At 69.2% G+C, this 19,505-nt stretch carries 20 protein-coding genes and 1 riboswitch; of the genes, 10 read left to right on the top strand and 10 right to left on the bottom strand.

Features of this window, described 5'->3' with window-relative positions; genetic code table 11:
* Positions 1 to 99 precede the first annotated feature (99 nt).
* Positions 100 to 245: riboswitch (cobalamin riboswitch) on the bottom strand.
* 64 nt (positions 246 to 309) lie between these two features.
* Complete coding sequence (locus EWH70_RS05310) at positions 310 to 1,197, top strand: Gfo/Idh/MocA family protein (RefSeq protein WP_130474084.1); 888 nt, start codon at positions 310 to 312, stop codon at positions 1,195 to 1,197.
* 34 nt (positions 1,198 to 1,231) lie between these two features.
* Positions 1,232 to 2,704 (top strand): hypothetical protein, encoded by a 1,473-nt coding sequence (locus EWH70_RS05305; RefSeq protein WP_240686807.1) that lies wholly within the window; start codon positions 1,232 to 1,234, stop codon positions 2,702 to 2,704.
* Here EWH70_RS05305 and EWH70_RS05300 read toward each other — a convergent pair.
* From EWH70_RS05300 to EWH70_RS05290, 3 genes are read right to left on the bottom strand one after another with little or no spacing between them, the layout of a single operon-like run.
* Entirely contained in the window at positions 2,683 to 4,188 is a 1,506-nt protein-coding gene (locus tag EWH70_RS05300) for a tripartite tricarboxylate transporter permease (protein WP_130474083.1), read from the bottom strand. The two genes, EWH70_RS05305 and EWH70_RS05300, sit on opposite strands and share 22 nt — an antisense overlap.
* Positions 4,188 to 4,730, bottom strand: coding sequence for a tripartite tricarboxylate transporter TctB family protein (locus EWH70_RS05295; protein WP_130474082.1), 543 nt, complete (start codon positions 4,728 to 4,730; stop codon positions 4,188 to 4,190). The genes EWH70_RS05300 and EWH70_RS05295 overlap by 1 nt, the downstream gene beginning before the upstream one ends.
* The gene (locus EWH70_RS05290) at positions 4,727 to 5,713 is read right to left on the bottom strand and encodes a Bug family tripartite tricarboxylate transporter substrate binding protein (protein ID WP_130474081.1); all 987 of its coding nucleotides are present in this window, start codon (positions 5,711 to 5,713) and stop codon (positions 4,727 to 4,729) included. The genes EWH70_RS05295 and EWH70_RS05290 overlap by 4 nt, the downstream gene beginning before the upstream one ends.
* A gap of 148 nt (positions 5,714 to 5,861) precedes the next feature.
* Here EWH70_RS05290 and EWH70_RS05285 point away from each other — a divergent pair, with 148 nt between their 5' ends.
* The 3 genes from EWH70_RS05285 (at position 5,862) to EWH70_RS05275 (ending at position 8,836) form a co-directional block, all read left to right on the top strand.
* Positions 5,862 to 7,445, top strand: a complete 1,584-nt coding sequence (locus EWH70_RS05285; protein ID WP_130474080.1) for a sensor histidine kinase — start codon at positions 5,862 to 5,864, stop codon at positions 7,443 to 7,445.
* Positions 7,442 to 8,116 (top strand): response regulator, encoded by a 675-nt coding sequence (locus EWH70_RS05280; protein ID WP_130474079.1) that lies wholly within the window; start codon positions 7,442 to 7,444, stop codon positions 8,114 to 8,116. The genes EWH70_RS05285 and EWH70_RS05280 overlap by 4 nt, the downstream gene beginning before the upstream one ends.
* A 120-nt stretch (positions 8,117 to 8,236) precedes the next feature.
* Complete coding sequence (locus tag EWH70_RS05275; RefSeq protein ID WP_130474078.1) at positions 8,237 to 8,836, top strand: VanZ family protein; 600 nt, start codon at positions 8,237 to 8,239, stop codon at positions 8,834 to 8,836.
* Here the strand turns inward: EWH70_RS05275 and arfB are convergent.
* The 6 genes from arfB to EWH70_RS05245 form a co-directional block, all read right to left on the bottom strand.
* Positions 8,802 to 9,218, bottom strand: coding sequence for an alternative ribosome rescue aminoacyl-tRNA hydrolase ArfB (gene arfB, locus EWH70_RS05270; protein ID WP_130474077.1), 417 nt, complete (start codon positions 9,216 to 9,218; stop codon positions 8,802 to 8,804). The two genes, EWH70_RS05275 and arfB, sit on opposite strands and share 35 nt — an antisense overlap.
* A complete protein-coding gene (gene purM / locus EWH70_RS05265) occupies positions 9,218 to 10,288 on the bottom strand; it encodes a phosphoribosylformylglycinamidine cyclo-ligase (protein ID WP_130474076.1) in 1,071 nt (356 codons plus the stop codon). Before purM ends, arfB begins: the two co-directional genes overlap by 1 nt.
* Positions 10,289 to 10,316: 28 nt before the next feature.
* On the bottom strand, positions 10,317 to 11,843 hold the full coding sequence (gene purF, locus EWH70_RS05260; protein ID WP_130474075.1) for an amidophosphoribosyltransferase: 1,527 nt from the start codon (positions 11,841 to 11,843) through the stop codon (positions 10,317 to 10,319).
* Positions 11,844 to 11,968: 125 nt separating this feature from the next.
* Complete coding sequence (locus EWH70_RS05255; protein WP_130474074.1) at positions 11,969 to 12,355, bottom strand: hypothetical protein; 387 nt, start codon at positions 12,353 to 12,355, stop codon at positions 11,969 to 11,971.
* Positions 12,342 to 12,578, bottom strand: a complete 237-nt coding sequence (locus tag EWH70_RS05250) for a DUF397 domain-containing protein (protein WP_130474073.1) — start codon at positions 12,576 to 12,578, stop codon at positions 12,342 to 12,344. Before EWH70_RS05250 ends, EWH70_RS05255 begins: the two co-directional genes overlap by 14 nt.
* A gap of 688 nt (positions 12,579 to 13,266) precedes the next feature.
* A complete protein-coding gene (locus EWH70_RS05245) occupies positions 13,267 to 14,142 on the bottom strand; it encodes a helix-turn-helix domain-containing protein (protein ID WP_130474259.1) in 876 nt (291 codons plus the stop codon).
* Positions 14,143 to 14,335: 193 nt separating this feature from the next.
* Here EWH70_RS05245 and EWH70_RS05240 point away from each other — a divergent pair, with 193 nt between their 5' ends.
* The gene (locus EWH70_RS05240; RefSeq protein WP_130474072.1) at positions 14,336 to 15,172 is read left to right on the top strand and encodes an SAM-dependent methyltransferase; all 837 of its coding nucleotides are present in this window, start codon (positions 14,336 to 14,338) and stop codon (positions 15,170 to 15,172) included.
* Here EWH70_RS05240 and EWH70_RS05235 read toward each other — a convergent pair.
* Positions 15,169 to 15,549 (bottom strand): sterol carrier family protein, encoded by a 381-nt coding sequence (locus tag EWH70_RS05235; protein ID WP_130474071.1) that lies wholly within the window; start codon positions 15,547 to 15,549, stop codon positions 15,169 to 15,171. The genes EWH70_RS05240 and EWH70_RS05235 overlap by 4 nt on opposite strands.
* Positions 15,550 to 15,602: 53 nt before the next feature.
* On the opposite strand from EWH70_RS05235, the gene EWH70_RS05230 reads away from it, so the two are divergent.
* From EWH70_RS05230 to EWH70_RS35765, 4 genes are all read left to right on the top strand, one after another.
* Positions 15,603 to 16,214: a type VII secretion system-associated protein gene (locus EWH70_RS05230; RefSeq protein WP_130474070.1), complete on the top strand. Its 612-nt coding sequence runs from the start codon at positions 15,603 to 15,605 to the stop codon at positions 16,212 to 16,214.
* Between the two features lie 67 nt (positions 16,215 to 16,281).
* Positions 16,282 to 17,064: a lysozyme gene (locus tag EWH70_RS05225; RefSeq protein WP_130474258.1), complete on the top strand. Its 783-nt coding sequence runs from the start codon at positions 16,282 to 16,284 to the stop codon at positions 17,062 to 17,064.
* A gap of 156 nt (positions 17,065 to 17,220) precedes the next feature.
* Positions 17,221 to 18,099, top strand: coding sequence for a lysozyme (locus tag EWH70_RS05220; protein WP_130474069.1), 879 nt, complete (start codon positions 17,221 to 17,223; stop codon positions 18,097 to 18,099).
* Between the two features lie 283 nt (positions 18,100 to 18,382).
* On the top strand, positions 18,383 to 19,465 hold the full coding sequence (locus EWH70_RS35765; RefSeq protein WP_205669030.1) for a hypothetical protein: 1,083 nt from the start codon (positions 18,383 to 18,385) through the stop codon (positions 19,463 to 19,465).
* Positions 19,466 to 19,505: the final 40 nt, after the last annotated feature.

Genomic DNA, 19,505 nt, shown 5'->3' with positions numbered 1-19,505 from the left:
GCAGGCCGGTCAGTCTGGACATCTCCGGTGCCTTTCCGGGGCACACGGACCGGCCCCGGCCGCGGCCGGGTGACCCCGGTCCGCATACCTCGACAGTGGGGGGTCGACGACCTCACGGCGGGCATTCCGACTTCCAGGCGAGCTGGTCACGGTTGCGGGTCAGCGCCGGATTCGCACCGGCTTCCCCCGCGGGTGAGGTGAGTGTTCGGTTGTAGAGCCAACCGACGTTAACCCAGGCGGCAGCACTGCCGGTAGAGAGCGTTTGGCGCAAGTGAGCCCACTGCGACCAGGGTCACTAGGGTGACGGGCGTGGATGCGCAGTTGCGAGTGGGACTGGTCGGCGCCGGACCGTGGGCACGCATCGTGCACGCCCCGGGGCTGTTCGAGCATCCCGCCACGAAGTTGACGACCGTGTGGGCGCGACGCACCGAAGCCGCCACCGAGCTCGCGGAAGCCCGCGGCGCCTCGGTCTCGGGCAGCTTCGACGAGCTGCTCGACCAGGTGGACGCCGTCGCGTTCGCCGTACCGCCCGCGGTACAGGCCGGCCTGGCGATCACCGCCGCCGAGGCGGGCAAGCACCTCATCCTGGAGAAGCCCATCGCCGGCGACCTCGCGACCGCCGAACGGCTCGCCGCCGCCATCGGCGACGCGGGCGTCGCCGCGCTGGTGATGCTGACCCTGCGCTACGCGCCAGAGACCCAGGAGTGGCTGGACGGCGTCGCGGAGACCGGTGGCTGGGTCGGCGGCGCCGGCCGCTGGCTGTCCGGCGCGCTGCTCGGCGAGGCCTACGGCGGCTCGGCCTGGCGGCACGAGTCGGGCGCGCTGGTCGACGTCGGCCCGCACGCGTTCGACCTGCTCGACGCCGCCCTCGGCGAGATCACCGACGTGCTGTCGGCACACCGGGCGGACAACGACCTGTGGCACCTGACGTTCCAGCACGCCGGGGGCGTCACCAGCACCGCGACACTGTCGATGAAGCTGCCGATCATCCCGACCGTGTTCGAGGTCGCGGTGTACGGCCAGAACGGTTACCGCGTCCTCGGCAAGCGGCCGGGCACGTCCAACGAGTGCTATACGGCCCTGCTGGACGACTTCGCCGCGATGATCGACAGCGGCGTGCGCGAGCACACCTGCGACGTCCGCCGCGGGCTGCACCTGCAGCGGATCATCGACAAAGCACAGCGCCTCACCGCCTGACGCAACAGCCGAGCCCCATGCGGGCAACTACCAGATGAGAACCATCTGGGGGTTACGCATGCAGCTCGCTGTCCGCAAGCCGGTACGGGTCGCGACCGGCCCGGCGATCGTGGCGGTCATGTCGGCCGCCGTGTTCGTGTTCGCCAGCGGTCACCTCGTCGACGACACCTACATCACCTTGTCGTACGCGCGAAACCTCGCGCTGCACGGCCACTGGGGACTCGTCGCCGACTCGGTGTCCAACACGGCCACGTCGCCACTGAACGTCCTCGCCCTCGGCGCGCTGACGTTCCTCGTCCGCGACGCCGTCGTCGCGGCCGGAATCCTGTTCGTGCTGTGCCAGGTCGGCATGTACCTGGCGCTGCGCCGGATCGGTGACCGGACCGGGCTGCCCGGCTGGTTCGCCGGGCTGACGGTCGCCGCGTTGCTGGTCAATCCGCTGCTGATCTCGTCGATCGGCCTGGAGGTCGCGCTCGGCGCGACCGGTCTGGCCTGGCTGCTCGTACTAGCTGGCGAACGCCGGCCATTGGCGTTCGGCTGCGTCGCGGGGGCGGTGGCGCTGGTACGGCTGGACCTGCTGGTGTTCGTCGCGGTGATCTTCGTTGCCCGCAAACGGTTCTGGGCCGATGCCGGGCGCAGCGTGCTCGGCGCGGCGCTGGTCACCGGGCCCTGGTTCCTGTTCAGCTGGGTGACGCTGGGCGGCCTGGTCCCGGACACGCTGGTCATCAAGACATTGCAGGGCGCCAAACGGGCGTGGAACGAATGGACGTTCGGCAACGGCCTGCTGATGTACTGGGAGGCGTTCCCCGCCGCGACCGCCCTCTCGCTGGCTCCGGTCGCACTCGCCGTCCTGTTGTGTCCATTGTGGATACTCCGGCGCGACCGCGCCCCGCTGCCGTTCGCGGCACTCGCGGCTGGCGGGATCGCCTACTTCGTGGTGTACGTCGGGCTGACCGTGCCGCCGTACCACTGGTACTACGGTCCGACCATCGTCGCGGCCACCGTGTTCTGCTGTGCACTCGCGGCGCGCCTTCCCGGACCGTTCCAGCTCGCCTGCGTCGGTCTGGTCGCCGCGAGCGCCGTCAGCTACGCCGTTCCGGAACTGCCGAGGCGGTACGCGCCGATCACCACGAACTACACCAGCAGCGCCCAGTACCTGGACATCGGCGAGCAGGTCCGGCAGTTGACCGGCGGACGGCCGGTCGGCAGCCACGGCGAGATCGGCGCGCTCGCGTACGCCTGCGACTGCCCGGTGACCGACGTCTTCTCCGATCGCGGGTTGTTCCGGGAGGCACTGGCCGAACGCCAGGCCGGCGCCTCCCGGATCGCCCGCGGGGTGCTCAACGTCAACTTCGCCTTCTTCGACCAGGGCGTCCGGCCGCGCCACCTCGACTTCCAGCTGGTGCGGCAACTCGGCGGCACACCACCGTCGAACGCCCTGGCATCGTGGCCCATCTCCGCTCCGATGCTCGCCGACGACCGGCTCTACCTGGTGCCCACCGGCTGACGGTCCCGTGGCTTACGCAGCTTGCGCAGCAACGGCCACGCCAGCAGCACCGCGATGATCACGTAGATCACGATCGCCATCGGCGAGTTCACCAGGCCTGCCGGGTCGCCGTCGGACAGCTGCAACGCGCGGCGCAGCTGTTGCTCGGCACTCGGCCCCAGGATCACGCCGATGATCGCCGGCAGCACCGGAAGGCCGTACCGGCGCATGGCGAACCCGATCAGGCCGATCACGAACAACAGCAGCAGGTCCACCACCTCGCCACCGACGGCGTAGGCACCGACGCTGGCGAAGAACAGGATGCCCGCGTACAGGTACGGCCGCGGAATCCGCAGCAGCTTGGCCCACACCGGCGCCAGCGGCAGGTTGACCACCAGCAACAGCACCAGACCGACGAACAGGCTGGCGATCAGCGCCCACACCAGCTCGGACTCCCGCTCGAACAGCAGCGGTCCCGGCTGGATGCCGTACTGCTGGAACGCCGCCAGCATCACCGCGGCGACGGCGGTCGTCGGCAGGCCGAGCGTCAGCATCGACACCAGCGTTCCGGCTGCTGACGCGCTCGACGTCGACTCCGGCCCGGCGACACCCTCGATGGCGCCCTTGCCGAACTCGTCGTGGTTCTTGGACAGCCGCTTCTCGGTGACGTAGGACAGGAACGTCGGGATCTCCGCGCCACCCGCCGGGATCGCACCCATCGGGAAGCCGATGAACGGACCGCGCAGCCACGGCTTCCACGTCCGCCGGATGTCCGCTTTGGACAGCCACGGCCTGCCGACCGGAATGGCCTCCGCCGGCCGGCCGCGCAGGTGCGCGGCCACCCACAGCGACTCGCCGACGGCGAACAGGCCGACCGCGACGATCACGATGTCGATGCCGTCGGCGAGGTGCAGCGAGCCGAACGTGAGCCGCGACTGCCCGGTCATCTCGTCCAGGCCGACCAGGCCGATCGTCAACCCGATCAGCAACGAGGCGAACCCGCGGATGCGGGACCGGCCCAGCACCGAGGTGACCGCGATGAACGCGAGCACCATGAGGGCGAAGAAGTCCGGCGCGCCGATGCCCACGGCCAGCGACGCGACCGTCGGCGCCAGCAGCACCAGCGCGATCGTGCCGAGGATGCCGCCGACGAAGTGCCCGATCGCGGCGGCGGCCAGTGCCTGCGATCCCCTTCCCTTGCGGGCCATGGGATTTCCGTCGATCGCGGCGACCACCGCCGCGCTCTCACCGGGCGTGTTCAACAGGATCGACGTGGTCGACCCGCCGAACATGCCGCCGTAGTAGATACCGGCGAACATGATGAACGCCGCCGTCGGGTCCAGGCCGTAGGTGACCGGCAGCAGCAACGCGACCGCCATGGCCGGGCCGATACCGGGCAGCACGCCGATCGCGGTGCCGAGGATGACGCCAATGGCGGCGAACAGCAGGTGCTGCGGGGTCAGCGCCGTACCGAACCCGTCGATGAGGTTGTTGATCGCATCCATCAGAACGCTCCCATCAGCGGGCCGCCGGGCAGCGGAACTCCGAGCAGCTCGTTGAACACCAGCCAGGTCACCACCGACACCACGGCGGCGATCAGCGGATCCCGCACGTGGTTGCGGCTGCCCAGTGCGTAGGCCGAACCCCAGAACATGATCGTGGAGGAGATCGGGAAACCGACGGTATCGATGAGCGCCGCGTTCACCAGGAACGCGCCGGACAGCATCAGCACCGTGCGCCAGTCGGTCGGCGCGGACAGGTCGACGTCCTCACCGGCCTCGGCCTCGCCCCTGCCGCCCCGCAGCACATCCCTGGCCAGCAGCAGGGACACCACGATCAGCCCGGCGCCGACGATGATCGGCACGGTCTTCGGGCCGACCGGCCCGCGCTGGGTGAAGTCGGCCGACATGGTCAGCGTGTCGGTGAGCACGAGCACTCCGACCGCGAGCAGCAGCAGGCAGATCCCCAGCTCGGAGTAGTCCCGCCAGGACCGGGTTTTCCCCAGGCCGGACGGTTCTTCCACAGGGTTGTCCACAGTAGACGTCATGCCAGCCCCAGCTCCTTCAGCACCGTCGCCACCCGCTCGTTCTCCGCCTTCAGGAACGCGCCGAAGTCGTCGCCGGCCAGGAACGCCGGTGTCCAGCCGTTACGCTGCAAGGCGTCCTTCCACTGCGGAGTGTCCTGCAGCCTGCTGAACATCGAGACCAGCTTCTGCCTGTCGTTGGGCCCGAGCGACGGCGGCGCGACGATTCCGCGCCAGTTGGTGAACTCGACGTCCACACCGGACTCACGCAGCGTCGGCGCGTCGATGCCCGGCACCCGTTGCGGTCCGGTCACCGCGAGCGCACGCAGCTCACCGGCGGCGATCTGGTCACGCGTCTCACCGATGCCGGACACCCCGAAGCCGACCTTGCCGCCCAGCACCGAGCCCATCAGCTCGCCGCCGCCGTCGTAGGGGATGTAGTTGACCGACTTCGGCGCCAGCCCGACGGCCTTGGCCATCAGCATCGGCGCCAGGTGGTCCGGGCCGCCCGGCTGCGAGCCGCCGCCGACCTGCACGCCCGCCGGGTTGGCCTTCCACGCCTCGATGAGCTGGCCAATCGTGCGGTACGGCGAGTCCTTGCCGACCACCACGATGTCCGACTCCTCGGTCAGCTTGGCGATCGGCGTCGTCTCGGTCAGCGAGAACGGCGCCTTGTTCGTATAGACCGCGCCGACGACGCCAAGGCCCATCGACATGGCCAGCTTGCCGTTGCCACGCTCACCGACCAGCCTGCCGAGCCCGACCGTTCCGCCCGCACCGGGCAGGTTGAACACCTCGGTGGTGCCGTTCAGCCCGGCGTCCTCGATGGCCTTGACGGCGTTGCGAGCGGTCACGTCGTAGCCGCCGCCCGGCGCGTTGGGCACCATGACCCGGAAGTTCCGGATCTGCGTGCCGGACTCGTCGCTGCCGGTGGACACCAGCGGCGGTACCAGCAGCACCAGCAGCGCGGCGCCGAGCACCGCCAGCCAGGCTTTGGGGTTCTTCATTGCTCACCTCGTTGTGACCCGCGATACAGACCCGGTCGAGCAGACATGGTGCCTCCGCCTCGCCCGGCTGTCTCGCTTGCGGGCGTATCGGTACTTGTGCTCATTACGGTCACGTGCGAAAACGCGGGAAAGTGCGATAGTGACCCGCATGGGTGTCAAGGGATCGCTCGCGCGCCGGCTGCTGGGCTGGCAGCTGGTGATCGTGTTCGCCCTGCTCGCCTGCGTCGCCGGTTTCTCCGTCGTGCAGTCCGACGAGGTGTTCACCGACACCGAGGGCAGGCGCATGCTGTCGGTGGCGGAGAACGTCGCGGCGACCGACGGCGTCCGGGTGAGCCTGGAGGACCCCATCCGCCGGGACCCGCTGCCGGTGTTCGCCGAGGGCGCGCGCAGCCTGTCCGGCGCCGACTTCGTCGTCATCGCCGACCCCAGCCGCCGGGTGCTGACCTCGCCGAACCCGACCGAGATCCGCACCCAGCTACGGCTGGGTGACGAGCGGGTGCTCACCGGCCGCGCCTGGGTCGGCGAGCTGGACGGATCCCTGGTGGCGCAGGTCCCGGTGACCGACCGGTTCGGCCGCCTGCTGGGCATCGTCTCGGCAGGCAAGGCCACGCCGGGCTTCTTCGAGGGAATCGCCGATTCACCCGGCAACGCCTTGGCGTTGCTGGGCATCGCCACCGTGCTGGGCCTGGCCGGATCACTGCTGCTGGCCTGGCGGGTCAAGCGGCAGACGCTGGGGATGGAGCCGAGGCAGATCAGCGGCCTGGTCGAGCACCGGGAGGCACTGCTGCACGGCATCAAGGAGGGCGTGCTGGCGATGGACCAGCAGCACCGGGTCACCCTGGTCAACGACCAGGCCAGAGAGCTGCTGGCACTGCCGGAGGACTGCGTCGGCGTCGAGGTGGACGAGCTGGAGATCAACGAGCGGCTGCGGGACGTCCTCACCGGACGGTCCAGCGGCATGGACCAGATCGTGCTCCGGGCCGGCCGGGTGCTGGCGATCAACCGGCTGCCGATCTCCTGGGACGGCCGCCAGCTCGGTGCGGTGGCGACGCTGCGTGACCGCACCGAGCTGGCCGCGTTGCGGGAGGAACTGGCCGCCAGCTCGCGGGCGACCGACACCCTGCGGGCGCAGGCACACGAGTTCACCAACCGGCTGCACACCATCGCCGGCCTGATCGAGCTGGGTGAGTACGACGAGGTCCGCAACTACGTCGACCTGGTCAACCGCACCCAGGACGAATGGCACGACCAGGTGACCGACCGGATCGCCGACACCGCCGTCGCCGCGCTGCTGATCGCCAAGGCCAGCCTCGCCGCCGAGCAGGGCGTCGGCCTGCGGCTGGCCGACACCAGCCGTCTCGAACCGGTCGACGAGCGGCTGTCCGCCGACCTGGTGACCGTGGTGGGCAACCTGGTGGACAACGCGCTGGACGCGCTGCACGGGTCGACGACCTCCGGCGACTGGGTCGAGGTGGAGATCCAGCAGGACACGACGCAGGTCAGCGTCGTGGTGCGGGACTCCGGGCCGGGCGTGGCGCCGGAGATCGCCACCGAGGTGTTCGCACACGGGTTCACCACGAAAGCGGCCGAACACGGCGGCCAGCGCGGCCTCGGCCTGGCGCTGACCAGGCAGATCTGCCGCAGGCGGGGCGGTTCGGTCGAAGTGCACAACGCGCTGGGTGCGGTGTTCACCGCCGTGCTGCCGTTGTCGGCGGAGGTGGTGGCCCGATGATTCGTGTGCTGGTGGTGGACGACGACTTCATGGTCGCCAAGGTCCACAGTGGATACGTCGAGCGGACCGACGGGTTCAGCGTCGTCGGGGTCGCCCACACCGGTGCCGACGCGGTGCGTGCGGTCCGCGATCTACGGCCGGACCTGGTGCTGCTGGACATCTACCTGCCCGACCAGGACGGCCTTTCCGTCCTGCGTGAGCTGCGCTCCGATCCGTCCACTGTGGATACCGACGTCATCGTGATCACCGCGGCGAAGGACGTCGAGACCGTCCGGGGCGCCATGCGTGGCGGGGTGCTGCACTACCTGATCAAGCCGTTCTCCTACGCGGCACTGCGTGACCAGCTCCTGCATTTCGCCACCCTGCAGGAAAAACTGCGCCGGCTGGCGTCAGCAGGGCAGGAGGACGTCGACGACGTGTTCGGCGCGCGGCCACGTACCGCGAGCACCCTGCCGAAGGGACTCGCGCAACCGACGGCCGAACTCGTCGAGCAGGCCCTGCGTGATCACCCGGACGGGTTATCCGCGAGCGAATGTGCCCAGGTGACCGCACTTTCCCGGCCCAGCGCACGCCGCTACCTCGAACACTTCGCCGAAACCGGACGTGCCGACGTCCGCCTGCGATACGGCAGCACAGGGCGGCCGGAACGCCAATATCACTGGCGTAGTTGAACTTCCGGCTTCGACCCGCAGCACCCTTCAAGATCACCTGTTCGAGCGGGTCGTTCGGCGTGCCGAGAATCGGACACGGTGCAAAGGTGATCTTGGGATCGCGTTCGGGAAGGGGGACGCGTGGGTGCACTGCTGCGAGATTTTTCTTTGCTGATCCCGGTAACCGCGGTCGCGCTGCCGTTCGCCGCCGCCGCGTGGTGGTTACTCGCCCGGCGGCGGGGCTCGGTGCTGACGGCCGGCGCCGACACCATGATCGTCCTGGTGAGCGGGCTCATCCTGGTGCTGGTGTTCATGCCGGTGCGGACTTCACACAGCACCAAGCTGCACCTGCGGCCGGGCACCGACATCGAGATCGCCCTGGCAGGCGGCGGATTCAGCTGGCAGGTGTTCGGCAACCTGCTGATGCTCGTACCGCTCGGCGTGTTGCTGCCACTGCGGATTCGCCTGCTGCGCTCGGCGACGCGGATGACCGCGCTGGCGTTCTGCTGCTCGGTAGCCGTGGAATCCGTGCAGTTCCTGCTGCACGCCGGCCGCGTGACGTCGACCGACGACGTGCTGCTGAACACGCTCGGCGCCGCGGTCGGCGCGCTGGCGTCGCGCGCGTTCTGGCCGCGGCCGCCGCGAGTGGATCCGGCTCCCGTCACCGTGCCCATCCCGCTGCCCCGGCTGCCACCGGACCTGTACGTCAGTCGTCATCCCGCCGCCGGCGGTCGCGTTTGACGTCGCCCCGGCGCTTCTTCGCGGCGAGCCTGCGTTCCTTCGAACCCCGGGTGGGCTTGGTCGGACGCCGCTTGGGTGGTGGCGGGGCCGCGGCCTCCCGCAACAGGGCGGCCATCCGGGCACGGGCGGCCTCCCGGTTCGCCAGCTGTGCCCGGTGCTCGCTCGCGGCGATGGTCAGCACGCCGTCGACGAGCCTGCCGGCGAGCCGGGCCAGCAGCCGGGAGCGCAGGTCGTCCGGCACCGAGGGAGACCGGGCGACGTCGAACGACAGCTCGACCCGCGAGTCCGTCGTGTTGACGCCCTGTCCACCAGGACCGGACGACCGGGAGAACCGCTCGGTCAGCTCCCGCTCCGGGATCTCCAGCCGGCGGGTGACTCGCACTAGAAACGCTGGTGGTTACCCGACAGCACGGTGCGGGGGCCGTCCGGGTCCTCGGCCGGGCGGACGTCGCCGAGGACCCAGGCGGGCACGTGCCGCGCGGTCAGCACGGCCAGCGTGCGGTCGACGTCCTCCGGTGAGACGACCGCGACCATGCCGACGCCCATGTTGAACGTCTTCTCCATCTCGGCCCGCTCCACCCTGCCGCGCTGCGCGAGCATGGCGAACACCGGCGCCGGGTTCCAGCTGCCCCGGTCGAGGTGGGCGACGAGGCCCCGCGGCATGACCCGGGCCAGGTTCGCCTCCAGGCCACCACCGGTGATGTGGGCGAACGTGCGGACCTCGGCCTCGGCGATCAGCGCGAGGCAGTCCTTCGCGTAGATGCGGGTCGGCTCCAGCAGCTCCTCGCCGAGCGTGCGGCCGAACTCCTCGACCTGCCCGTCCAGCGGCATCTTGGCGATCTCCAGCAGCACGTGCCTGGCCAGGGAGAACCCGTTCGAGTGCAGCCCCGACGAGCCCATGGCGATCACCACGTCGCCCGGCCGGACCCGCTCCGGCCCCAGCACGGCCGACGCCTCGACGACGCCGACGCCGGTGCCGGACAGGTCGTAGTCGTGCTCACCCATCAGACCGGGGTGCTCGGCGGTCTCCCCGCCCAGCAACGCGCAGCCTGCCTGCACACAGCCCTCGGCGATGCCACTGACCAGCGCCTCGATCTTGCGTGGCTGCACCTTGCCGACGGCGATGTAGTCCTGCACGAACAACGGCTCGGCGCCGGTGACCACCAGGTCGTCGACGATCATCGCGACCAGGTCGATGCCGACCGTGTCGTGCTTGTCCAGCGCCTGGGCCACGGCGATCTTCGTGCCCACGCCGTCGGTCGACGACGCCAGCACCGGCTCGGTCCAGCGGTCGAGCTTCAGCGAGAACAGTCCGGCGAACCCGCCGACACCCCCGAGCACTTCGGGCCGGGTGGCCTTCTCGGCGTGTGGCTTGAGCAGCTCGACGGCCTCGTCACCTGCGGCGATGCTGACACCGGCTGCGGCATACGTAGCGCCCGTGGACTCGCTCACGAAGCGGACTCCATCCTGGAACTCAAGGCTAGGGACGCCGGACGGCGTCCTCGGCACCGTACCCGGCTGGGCTGACAGGCAGCGCGGGGCCGTCGGCGGCGTCGAGTCCTTCGAGGAGGTGCTTGCCGATCAGGGCGTCGTCCGGCAGCGGGATGGGGTACTCGCCGCTGAAGCACGCGGTGCACAGGCGGGTCTTCGGCTGCTCGGAGGCGGCGACCAGGCCGTCCAGCGACACGTAGCCGAGGGTGTCGGCCCCGATCGAGCGGCGGACGCCGTCGGCGTCGACCCCGTTGGCGATCAGTTCGGCCCGCGAGGCGAAGTCGATGCCGTAGAAACACGGCCACCGCACCGGCGGCGACGCGATCCGGACGTGCACCTCCAGCGCACCCGCCTCGCGCAGCATCCGGATCAGCGCCCGCTGGGTGTTGCCACGCACGATCGAGTCGTCGACCACCACCAGCCGCTTGCCGCGGATGACGTCGCGCAGCGGGTTCAGCTTCAGCCGGATGCCGAGCTGGCGGATGGTCTGCGACGGCTGGATGAACGTCCGGCCGACGTAGCCGTTCTTGACCAGGCCCTGGCCGTAGGGCAGGCCGGACTCCTGCGCGTAGCCGATGGCGGCGGGCGTGCCGGACTCCGGGACCGGGATGACCAGGTCGGCGTCGGCCGGGAACTCCTTCGCCAGCCTGCGGCCGATCTCCACCCGGGTGGCGTGCACGCTGCGGCCGGCGATCGTCGTGTCCGGCCGGGCGAGGTAGACGTACTCGAAGATGCAGCCCTTGGGCTCGGGCGTGGCGAACCGCGAGGACCGCAGCCCCTCGGCGTCGATGGCCAGCAGCTCGCCGGGCTCGACCTCGCGCACGAACGACGCGCCGACGATGTCCAGCGCGGCGGTCTCGCTGGCGACCACCCAGCCCCGCTCCAGCCTGCCCAGCACCAGCGGGCGGACGCCGTGCGGGTCGCGGGCGGCGTACAGCGTCGACTCGTCGGCGAAGGTGAGGCAGAACGCGCCCCGCAGCGTCGGCAGCAGCTCCAGGGCGGCGGCCTCGATGCCCTTGTCGGCAGCGGCCGCGGCGAGCAGGCCGCACATCAGGTCGGAGTCGCTGGACGAACCGGTCAGCCCGGCGTGCGGCTTCAGCCCGGCCGCGGTGGTGCGTTCCCGCAGCTCCGCGGTGTTGACCAGGTTGCCGTTGTGCGCGAACGACAGGCCGCTGCCGGTCGCGGTGGTGCGGAAGATCGGCTGGGCGTTCTCCCAGATGGTCGAGCCGGTGGTGGAATACCGGCAGTGCCCGACGGCGATGTGGCCCTGCAGTGAGGACAGCACCTGCTCGTCGAACACCTGGCTGACCAGGCCGAGGTCCTTGAACACGACGATCTGGCTGCCGTCGGAGACCGAGATGCCCGCCGCTTCCTGCCCACGGTGCTGCAACGCGTACAGCCCGTAGTAGGCCAGCTTGGCGACCTCCTCGCCGGGCGCCCAGACGCCGAAGACGCCACATTCCTCACGGGGTTCTGGATCGGGTTCGTGGCCAGTGGTCGACTGGTCGGATAGCACCGGGGAGCTCCCAGGGGAGAGGGATCAGGCGTGTCTAGTGTAGACGCCGTGAACAGGAAACAGGCCCCGCACGGGGTGGCTCTGACCACTTCCCACGCGGGGCCTGCCCCCCTGCTTCAGGCTTTTCAGGCCGAGGCCGGAAGCCACTTCGACACGCCGGGGCGGCCGGGTACCCAGCAGCCGTTGCCCTCGCCGGCGGTCTCCTGGACGTCCGGCAGGCCCAGCAACTCGTCGATCACCTGCCGCACCGCGCCATGCACCTGCCACAGGGTGTTGACCGGGGCCATGATGTCCTTCTCGTCACCCGGCATCCGCGTGGCGAGGACGTCGTCCTCCGCGTGCAGGCGGACCATGTCGATCACACCGTTGTGGGCCCTGATCCCGACGACGGCCACGATGTCGCCCTCCGCGTTGCGCGGGTGGACGAACTGGTAGCCACGGTCGATCAGGCGACGCAGGGCGTCTTCCGTCTCGTTGAGCGCTGGGGCCGGAGCGGCCTCAGTGGAGAACATTGTCGAACTCTCCGTCCTTGGCTCCCGCGAGGAACGCGGCAATCTCCTCACGCGTGTAGACGAGCGCCGGCCCGGAGGGGAACCTGGAGTTACGCATCGCGATCTCACCGGTCGGAAGCTGGGCTACTTCGACACAGTTGCCCACCGCCCCGCTGTACCGGCTCTTGCGCCACTGGACGTCAGTCAGCAGGTCTGCCGACATACCGTTCGAGATCTGCTCCATGGTGATCCCCACCCTTCCCGACTTTGAACCTGGGGGATGCATCTGCACGTGCATTCGCGTGTGCTCAACGTTAGCACGCGAAGACGGTCGTGAGAATGCACGTGCAGGGAAGAATTTCCGAACTTTCCCCAGAGTAAGCGCCATGTTGACCTTCTCGTCCCAATGGAGTCAACGGACGCAAGGTGATCACCAGCGACGATTACCGAGGGCTACGTTTTTCGGTTACGGGCCGCATTTGTAGCTCGTCTGAGTGAACGTCAAGAAAACCTGTAACGCGGGTGAGTACGAAGGTCGGGGGCCCGCTCACCTAGGCGTCGAGGCACGTGAAGGCCACCTTCACCACGTCTGCCCGGCAAAGTCGTGGGCAGCGACGGCCTGGGGGCCGTCGGCAAGGGCGCTGTGGTTGCGTCTCGCGCAAGTACGGTGCCGTTGCTGGCGACGAGGTGCGGGGGGCGTTGTCTCGTTCGTGGTGGCTGGCTGGTGCCGGTGTGACAGGTGCGCCCGCGTGATGGGTTCGTGAAGGCCACCTTCATCACGTCTGGCGACAGGAACTCGGCCTTCACGCGATCCCAGGTGCCCCACTGGCATCACACGCCACGGCAGCCCCACCAGCCACACCCGTAAGGCAGCAAGGGAGCTTTACTACCCTTCTTCGCTAGTAAAGCTCCCTCGCTCACGCCCCGCGGGCTTACAGCTCGGCGATGCGCTTCTGGAGACGCGCTCGGCTGCGGTCGGGCGTCTCGGCGTCGACCGCCAGGCGGTCCAGCGCCCGGCTGTACTTCTCGATGTCGGCCGGCTTCTCCAGGTACATGCCGCCCGCCAGGTGCTCGATGAACACGACGTTCGGCAGCTCGGGCTCGAAGAACCGCAGCAGCGTGAACGCGCCCTCGGCGGCGTAGCCGCTCAGCTCGTACGGCACGACCTGCACGGTGATCCTGGCCTGCTTGGTGACCTCGACCAGCTTCTCGAGCTGGTCGCGCAGCACCTGCGGACCACCGATCGGCCGGTAGAGCACCGACTCGTCGATGACCACCCATAGCCGCGGCGCGTCCGGGCCGGTCAGCAGCTTCTGCCTGCGCATCCGCAGCGCGACGCGGCGTTCGTCCTCGTCGCCCGCGGTCTCCGGCTTGCCGTGGCTGATGATCGCCCGCGCGTAGTCCTCGGTCTGGAGCAGACCCGGGACGAAGTGCGGCTCGTAGGTCTGGATACGGACGGCGGCCTCTTCCAGGCCGACGAAGTCGTCGAACCAGCTCGGGATGAGGTCGTTGTACGGCCGCCACCAGCCGGGCTGGTTGGACTCGCGGACCAGCTCGACGAAGCGCTCGCGTTCCTCCGGGTCGTTGACGCCGTACATGGACAGCAGGTCGACGACGTCGCGCTCCTTGAAGCCGACCCGGCCCAGCTCCATGCGGCTGATCTTCGACTCCGAGCCGCGGATGTTGTAACCGGCCTCGGCACGGGTGACGTTGGCCCGCTCGCGGAGCCTGCGCAGCTGGGTGCCGAGCACCATTCGCCGGGCTGTCGGCTTGTTACCGGCAGGCTCGTGAGCGGGCTCGTCGGCCATGCCGATCCCGTCCAACCCAGGCACCGCTGCTCCCGCTTCTTCCCCATACCGGAAATAACCGACCGACCACCCAGCGTACGGAAACCGAGGTTCCGGTCAAGCAACGCCCGCATTTACGCGCTGAGCGCGTGCCCTTACGCTACGTGGGTCGTGCTCCACATCACAACAGGTCCCAGCTCACATGGAGGTTTCGATGCCCAGCGGTGCCACAACCGAGTCCGAGCGCGTGCCGGTTGGGGTCGACCCCACCCGCGCCAGCATCGCCAGGGTGTATGACGCGTTCCTCAACGGCAAGGACAACTACGAGATCGACCGCGAGGTCTTCCGGAGCGTCCAGAAGAAGGCGCCCGAGGCCCAGGACCTGGCCACCGAGAACCGCGGGTTCCTGATCCGCGCCTGCCGCTTCCTCGCCAGCCAGTCCGGGGTCATGCAGTACCTCGACCTCGGCTCCGGCCTGCCGACCGCGGAGAACACCCACCAGGTCGTGCAGCGCATCACGCCGGAGGCGAAGGTCGTCTACGTCGACAACGACCCGGTCGTCCTCGCGCACGGGCGCGCGCTGCTGGAGGAGAACGAGAACACGCACTTCGTCTCCGCCGACATCTTCAAGCCGCAGGAGATCCTCAACAACGAGCAGATCAGGCAGCACCTCGACTTCACGCAGCCGATCGCCCTGCTCCAGATGGGCACGCTGCACCACTACGTGGGCCCGAAGGAGGACCCGGCCGCGATCATGCGTGAGTACGTGGCCGCGCTGCCGTCCGGCTCCTACGTCGGCATGAGCCACTTCCTCGACCCGGAGAACGAGCACAGCGCCGTCGCCAGGAAGATGGAAGAGGTCTTCGTGCACAGCCCGATGGGCTCGGGCAGCTTCCGCACCCACGCCGAACTGCTGGAGCTGCTGCCGGGCGTCGAGCTCGTCGAGCCGGGCCTGGTGATCTGCGCCGACTGGTGGCCGGACGGCCCCCGGCTCAAGCCGCTGAACCAGGTCCAGCACTGCATCGCCGGCGGCGTCGGCCGCAAGCCCTAGACGCGAACCACCGGCAGGAGGCGGGAAAGGTCGGCGCGGGTACCCGACGCGCTGACCCTTCCCGCCTCCACCGCTTCCGCCCACGCGAGCCGCCCGGTGGCCAGTTCGAGCCAGGTGCGTGGGTCGGTCTCGACGACGTTCGGCGGCGTGCCCCTGGTGTGCCGGGGGCCTTCCACGCACTGCACCGCGGCGAACGGCGGCACCCGTACCTCGACGCTGCGCCCGGGGGCGTCGTTCGCCATCGTGCGCAGGCTCAGCCGCACGGCGGCGGCCAGTTCCGGCCGCGCCGGATCGGGTGCCGCACCGTCCAGCCAGGCGGAAACCGCCTGCACTGCGGCGCGTAACTCAGCGGGGTCGACCGAACGCGAAGCGGGCATGCGTCCACAGTAGAGTGGCACTACTGCTACAGCGGGAACCGAGGGAAGACTTCATGGCGCAGCGGGACGAGGCAGACCGGCTGGTATCCGGCCCGGCTGGGGTGCGCAAACCCAGGATCACCGAGGAGATGCGCGCGAACGCCAGGCGGAATCCCGACAGCTGGCTGTACGTCATCGACGAGGCATTCGACCCCAACGGCCCGGTTCCGTCGTGGGCCGTGGTCGGCGCCTACCCGGTGAACACCCGCGGCGAGGTGGTCGAGGACTTCCACCCCAACGACCGGTACCGCCCGTCGCCGAAGGCGCTCGGGTTCCCCGAGCCGACCAGCGAGCTGGAGCGGCTGCTGCAGCTGGTTCGCACAGAGCACCGGCCGGCGGAGGACCTGCCGAAGGTCATCCTCGACTCGACGCTGTTCGTCTACGCGCTTTCCCCAGTGCAGCGCACGGTGATCGGCTTCCACAACACCGACGGCCGCGTGCTGGTTCCGGCCTACACGGCCAAGAGCATGGTCCCGAAGGAATGGCCGCACGCCCGCGCCGTGCTGGGCCGCGACATGGTCGAACTGCTGGGCGGGCACCCGGTGGCCATCAACCCGCACGACGTCGTGACGGCCATCGTCCCGGCGGAACACCTGATCAAGGCCCTCGCCGACGAGCAACGGTGATCCACTTTCGGGTGACACTCGGTTAGCGCGCGTCGCCCACAACGGGCATGGTGACGCAGTGCGTTCTATGTGGAACTCGTTGCTAGCACTGGTCGCCACGACGACGGTGAGCGGTGTGGTCGCCACTCCCGCCGGTGCCGACTACTCGCTCGCCCCGGAAAACCACGCGGGCTCGCAGATCGCCAGGATCGAGGGCTCACAAGGGATTCCGCCGCTCCTGGCGGACAGGACACTGGGCCACGACGTCAGCGGCCACCAGGGCGCGGTCGACTGGCCGGCGTCGGCGGCGAAGGGCGCCAAGTTCGTCTTCGTCAAGGCAACCGAGGGGACCGGTTTCCGCAATCCGCAGTTCAGCCAGCAGTACAACGGTTCCCACGGCGCCGGGCTGATCCGCGGGGCGTACCACTTCGCCCGGCCCGACGTCGGCCCCGGCGGGCCGCAGGCCGACTACTTCGTCGACAACGGCGGTGGCTGGTCGGCCGACGGCAAGACGCTGCCGGGTGCGCTGGACGTGGAGTACAACCCGTACGGCGAAACCTGCTACGGCCTCGACCCGGCGGGAATGACCGCGTGGATCAAGGACTTCTCCGACACCTACGCCAGGCGGACCGGCCGCGCCCCGGTGATCTACACGTCGACAAGCTGGTGGAACCGGTGCACCGGCAGCAGCAAGGCGTTCGGCTCGGTCAACCCGCTGTGGATCGCGCGGTACGCGCCGGAGATCGGACCGCTGCCTGCCGGGTGGTCGACCCACACCGTCTGGCAGTGGGCGGACAAAGGTGATCTTCCCGGCGACCAGAACTACTTCAACGGCGCGCCGGACAGGCTGGCGACACTCGCCCGCGGATGATCTTCGCTGGTCACCCCAGGCACCCGTGAATCACCCACGCGTGCAAGTTCCTTCACGCAATTTCGTGACAAATGGCGGTTTGTCGATAACAATCAACGCTCGGACGGCTACCTGCAGTAAGCCGTCCGTCCGCGAGGGCAACGTGAAGGGAAAGTCATGTCCAGCATGAGAAGAGGCTGGCGACGCCCGTTCGGCGCCGTCATCGTTGTCATGTCCGGCGTGCTCCTGCTCAGCACGGCGACCACGGCAACCGCCAATCCCGCCACAGACGGATTACCCGTCGACGAATACGTCAAACGTTACGACCACCCGATGGGCTCGCAGATCAAGCGGGTCGAGGGTGACCACTCCACCCCGGAGACGATCGAGCAGGCCCGGCGCGAGCCGGCCAGGGACGCCAACGGCAACCAGGTGCTCGCCAGCGTCGAGGGCATCGACGTCAGCGGCCACCAGGGCAACGTCAACTGGGCCCACTGGTGGGGCCAGGGCAAGCGCTTCGCCTACGTCAAGGCCACCGAGGGCACCGGCTACCGCAACCCGTACTTCGCCCAGCAGTACAACGGCTCGTACAACATCGGCATGATCCGCGGCGCGTACCACTTCGCGCTGCCGGACCGTTCCTCCGGTGCCGCACAGGCCGACTACTTCGTCAACAACGGCGGCGGCTGGTCGCGGGACGGCAAGACGCTGCCGGGTGCGCTGGACATCGAGTACAACCCGTACGGCGCGACCTGCTACGGCCTGTCCAAGACCGCGATGGGCAACTGGATCAGGGCGTTCCACGACCGCTACCACGCCAGGACCGGCCGCTGGCCGACCATCTACACCACCACCAACTGGTGGAACACCTGCGTGGGCGGGCAGAACTTCGGCGGCACCGTGCCGCTGTGGATCGCCCGGTACAACTCGACCGTCGGCCCGCTGCCTCCCGGCTGGGGCTTCTACACCTTCTGGCAGTACACCTCCTCGCCGATCGACTTCAACCGGTTCAACGGCGCCTACGACCGCCTCGTGGTCCTGGCGAACAACGGCTGATCGGCTGTAACGCGGCACTGCCGGGGCGCCTCCACGCGGGGGTGCCCCGGCACCACCCTCCGAGATCACCCGAACACGTGAGGATTCGACCCGGTACCCCTGTAGGAGTCCTGGGGCTTACCAGGCAGAATGCCTCCCAGGGGCAGCAGGCGCCAGAATGGGGGAACCCCAACCCCAGTCCGTGCGTCGCAGCCACGAAGTATGCGCTGGCATGGAGAAGCTCTGGAGAGCTTTTGCCGCTGACGGGCAAGTGCCACGTAAGTGAGTGACGGAGGGCTTCGACATGACCTACCCACCGCAGCCGGGGCAGCCGGATCCGTACGGGCAGCAGGGCGGGTACCCGCAGTCCGGTGGTTTCCAGCAGCCGGGGCAGCAGGGTTACGACCAGACCCAGCAGTACGGCCAGCAGCAGTGGGGCCAGCAGGGCTACGACCAGACCCAGCAGTACGGGCAACAACAGCAGTGGGGCCAGCAGGGGTACGACCAGAGCGGTGCGTACTCCCAGTACGGCGCCTACCCCGGTGGGGACGGGGGACCGCCGAAGAAGAGCAAGACCGGCCTGTGGGTCGGTCTGACCGCGGGTGGTGTCGTGATCATCCTCGGCGTCGTGGCCATCCTCGGCTTCTGGAAGCCGGGCTTCTTCCTCAGCGACGAGAGCGGCAGCGGCGGCGGCCCCGAGGCGACGGCCAACAGCATCGTCGAGGCGCTCAACGCCAAGGACATCAACAAGCTGAACGCCGTGAAGTGCGCGGACGCCAGCCCGGCGGTGAAGAACCTCAAGGACATCGACGGCGTGGCGAGCGCCAAGCTGAACGGTGCCGTGCAGAAGCGCGGTGAGAACGAGGCCGTCGCCAACGTCGACGTGACCACCACCCGGGGCGGCAGCAAGCCGATCACCGTCGAGGGCACCCTCGCCAACAGCGGCGGGAACTGGTGCTGGAAGGACGCCAAGCTCGGCGGCCTCGACGAGGGTGGCCCGGCGAGCAGCCCGCGCAGCTCCCCGAAGAGCAGCCCGCGCAGCTCGGCGCCGACCAGCGCGCCCGGCGGCACCGGCAGCGGCAAGGGCATCGCCGCCGCGCAGCCCGTGATCAACGACTTCCTCGCCAAGGTCAACGCCGGTGACGCCGCCGGCGCGAAGGCGATGGCCTGCGCGGCCGAGAAGAACGAGATCGAGGGCCGCATCGACGAGTACCTGCCCAAGAAGCCGAACATCCAGTTCACCCCGGAGAACCCCGGCAACAGCTACGTCAGTGGCAAGCTGTCCGGCACCATCGGCGGCGAGACGGTCACCAACGGCCTGCTCGGCATCGAGAACTTCGACGACAAGGGCTGGTGCATCAGCATCTTCGGTATCTACACCTTCTGATAACGCCAGCTGACACGGCCGGTACCCGATAGGGTGCCGG

This window comes from Amycolatopsis suaedae, assembly GCF_004214935.1.
GTDB lineage: Bacteria > Actinomycetota > Actinomycetes > Mycobacteriales > Pseudonocardiaceae > Amycolatopsis > Amycolatopsis suaedae.
This window is presented reverse-complemented; position numbering and strand designations above follow the sequence as displayed.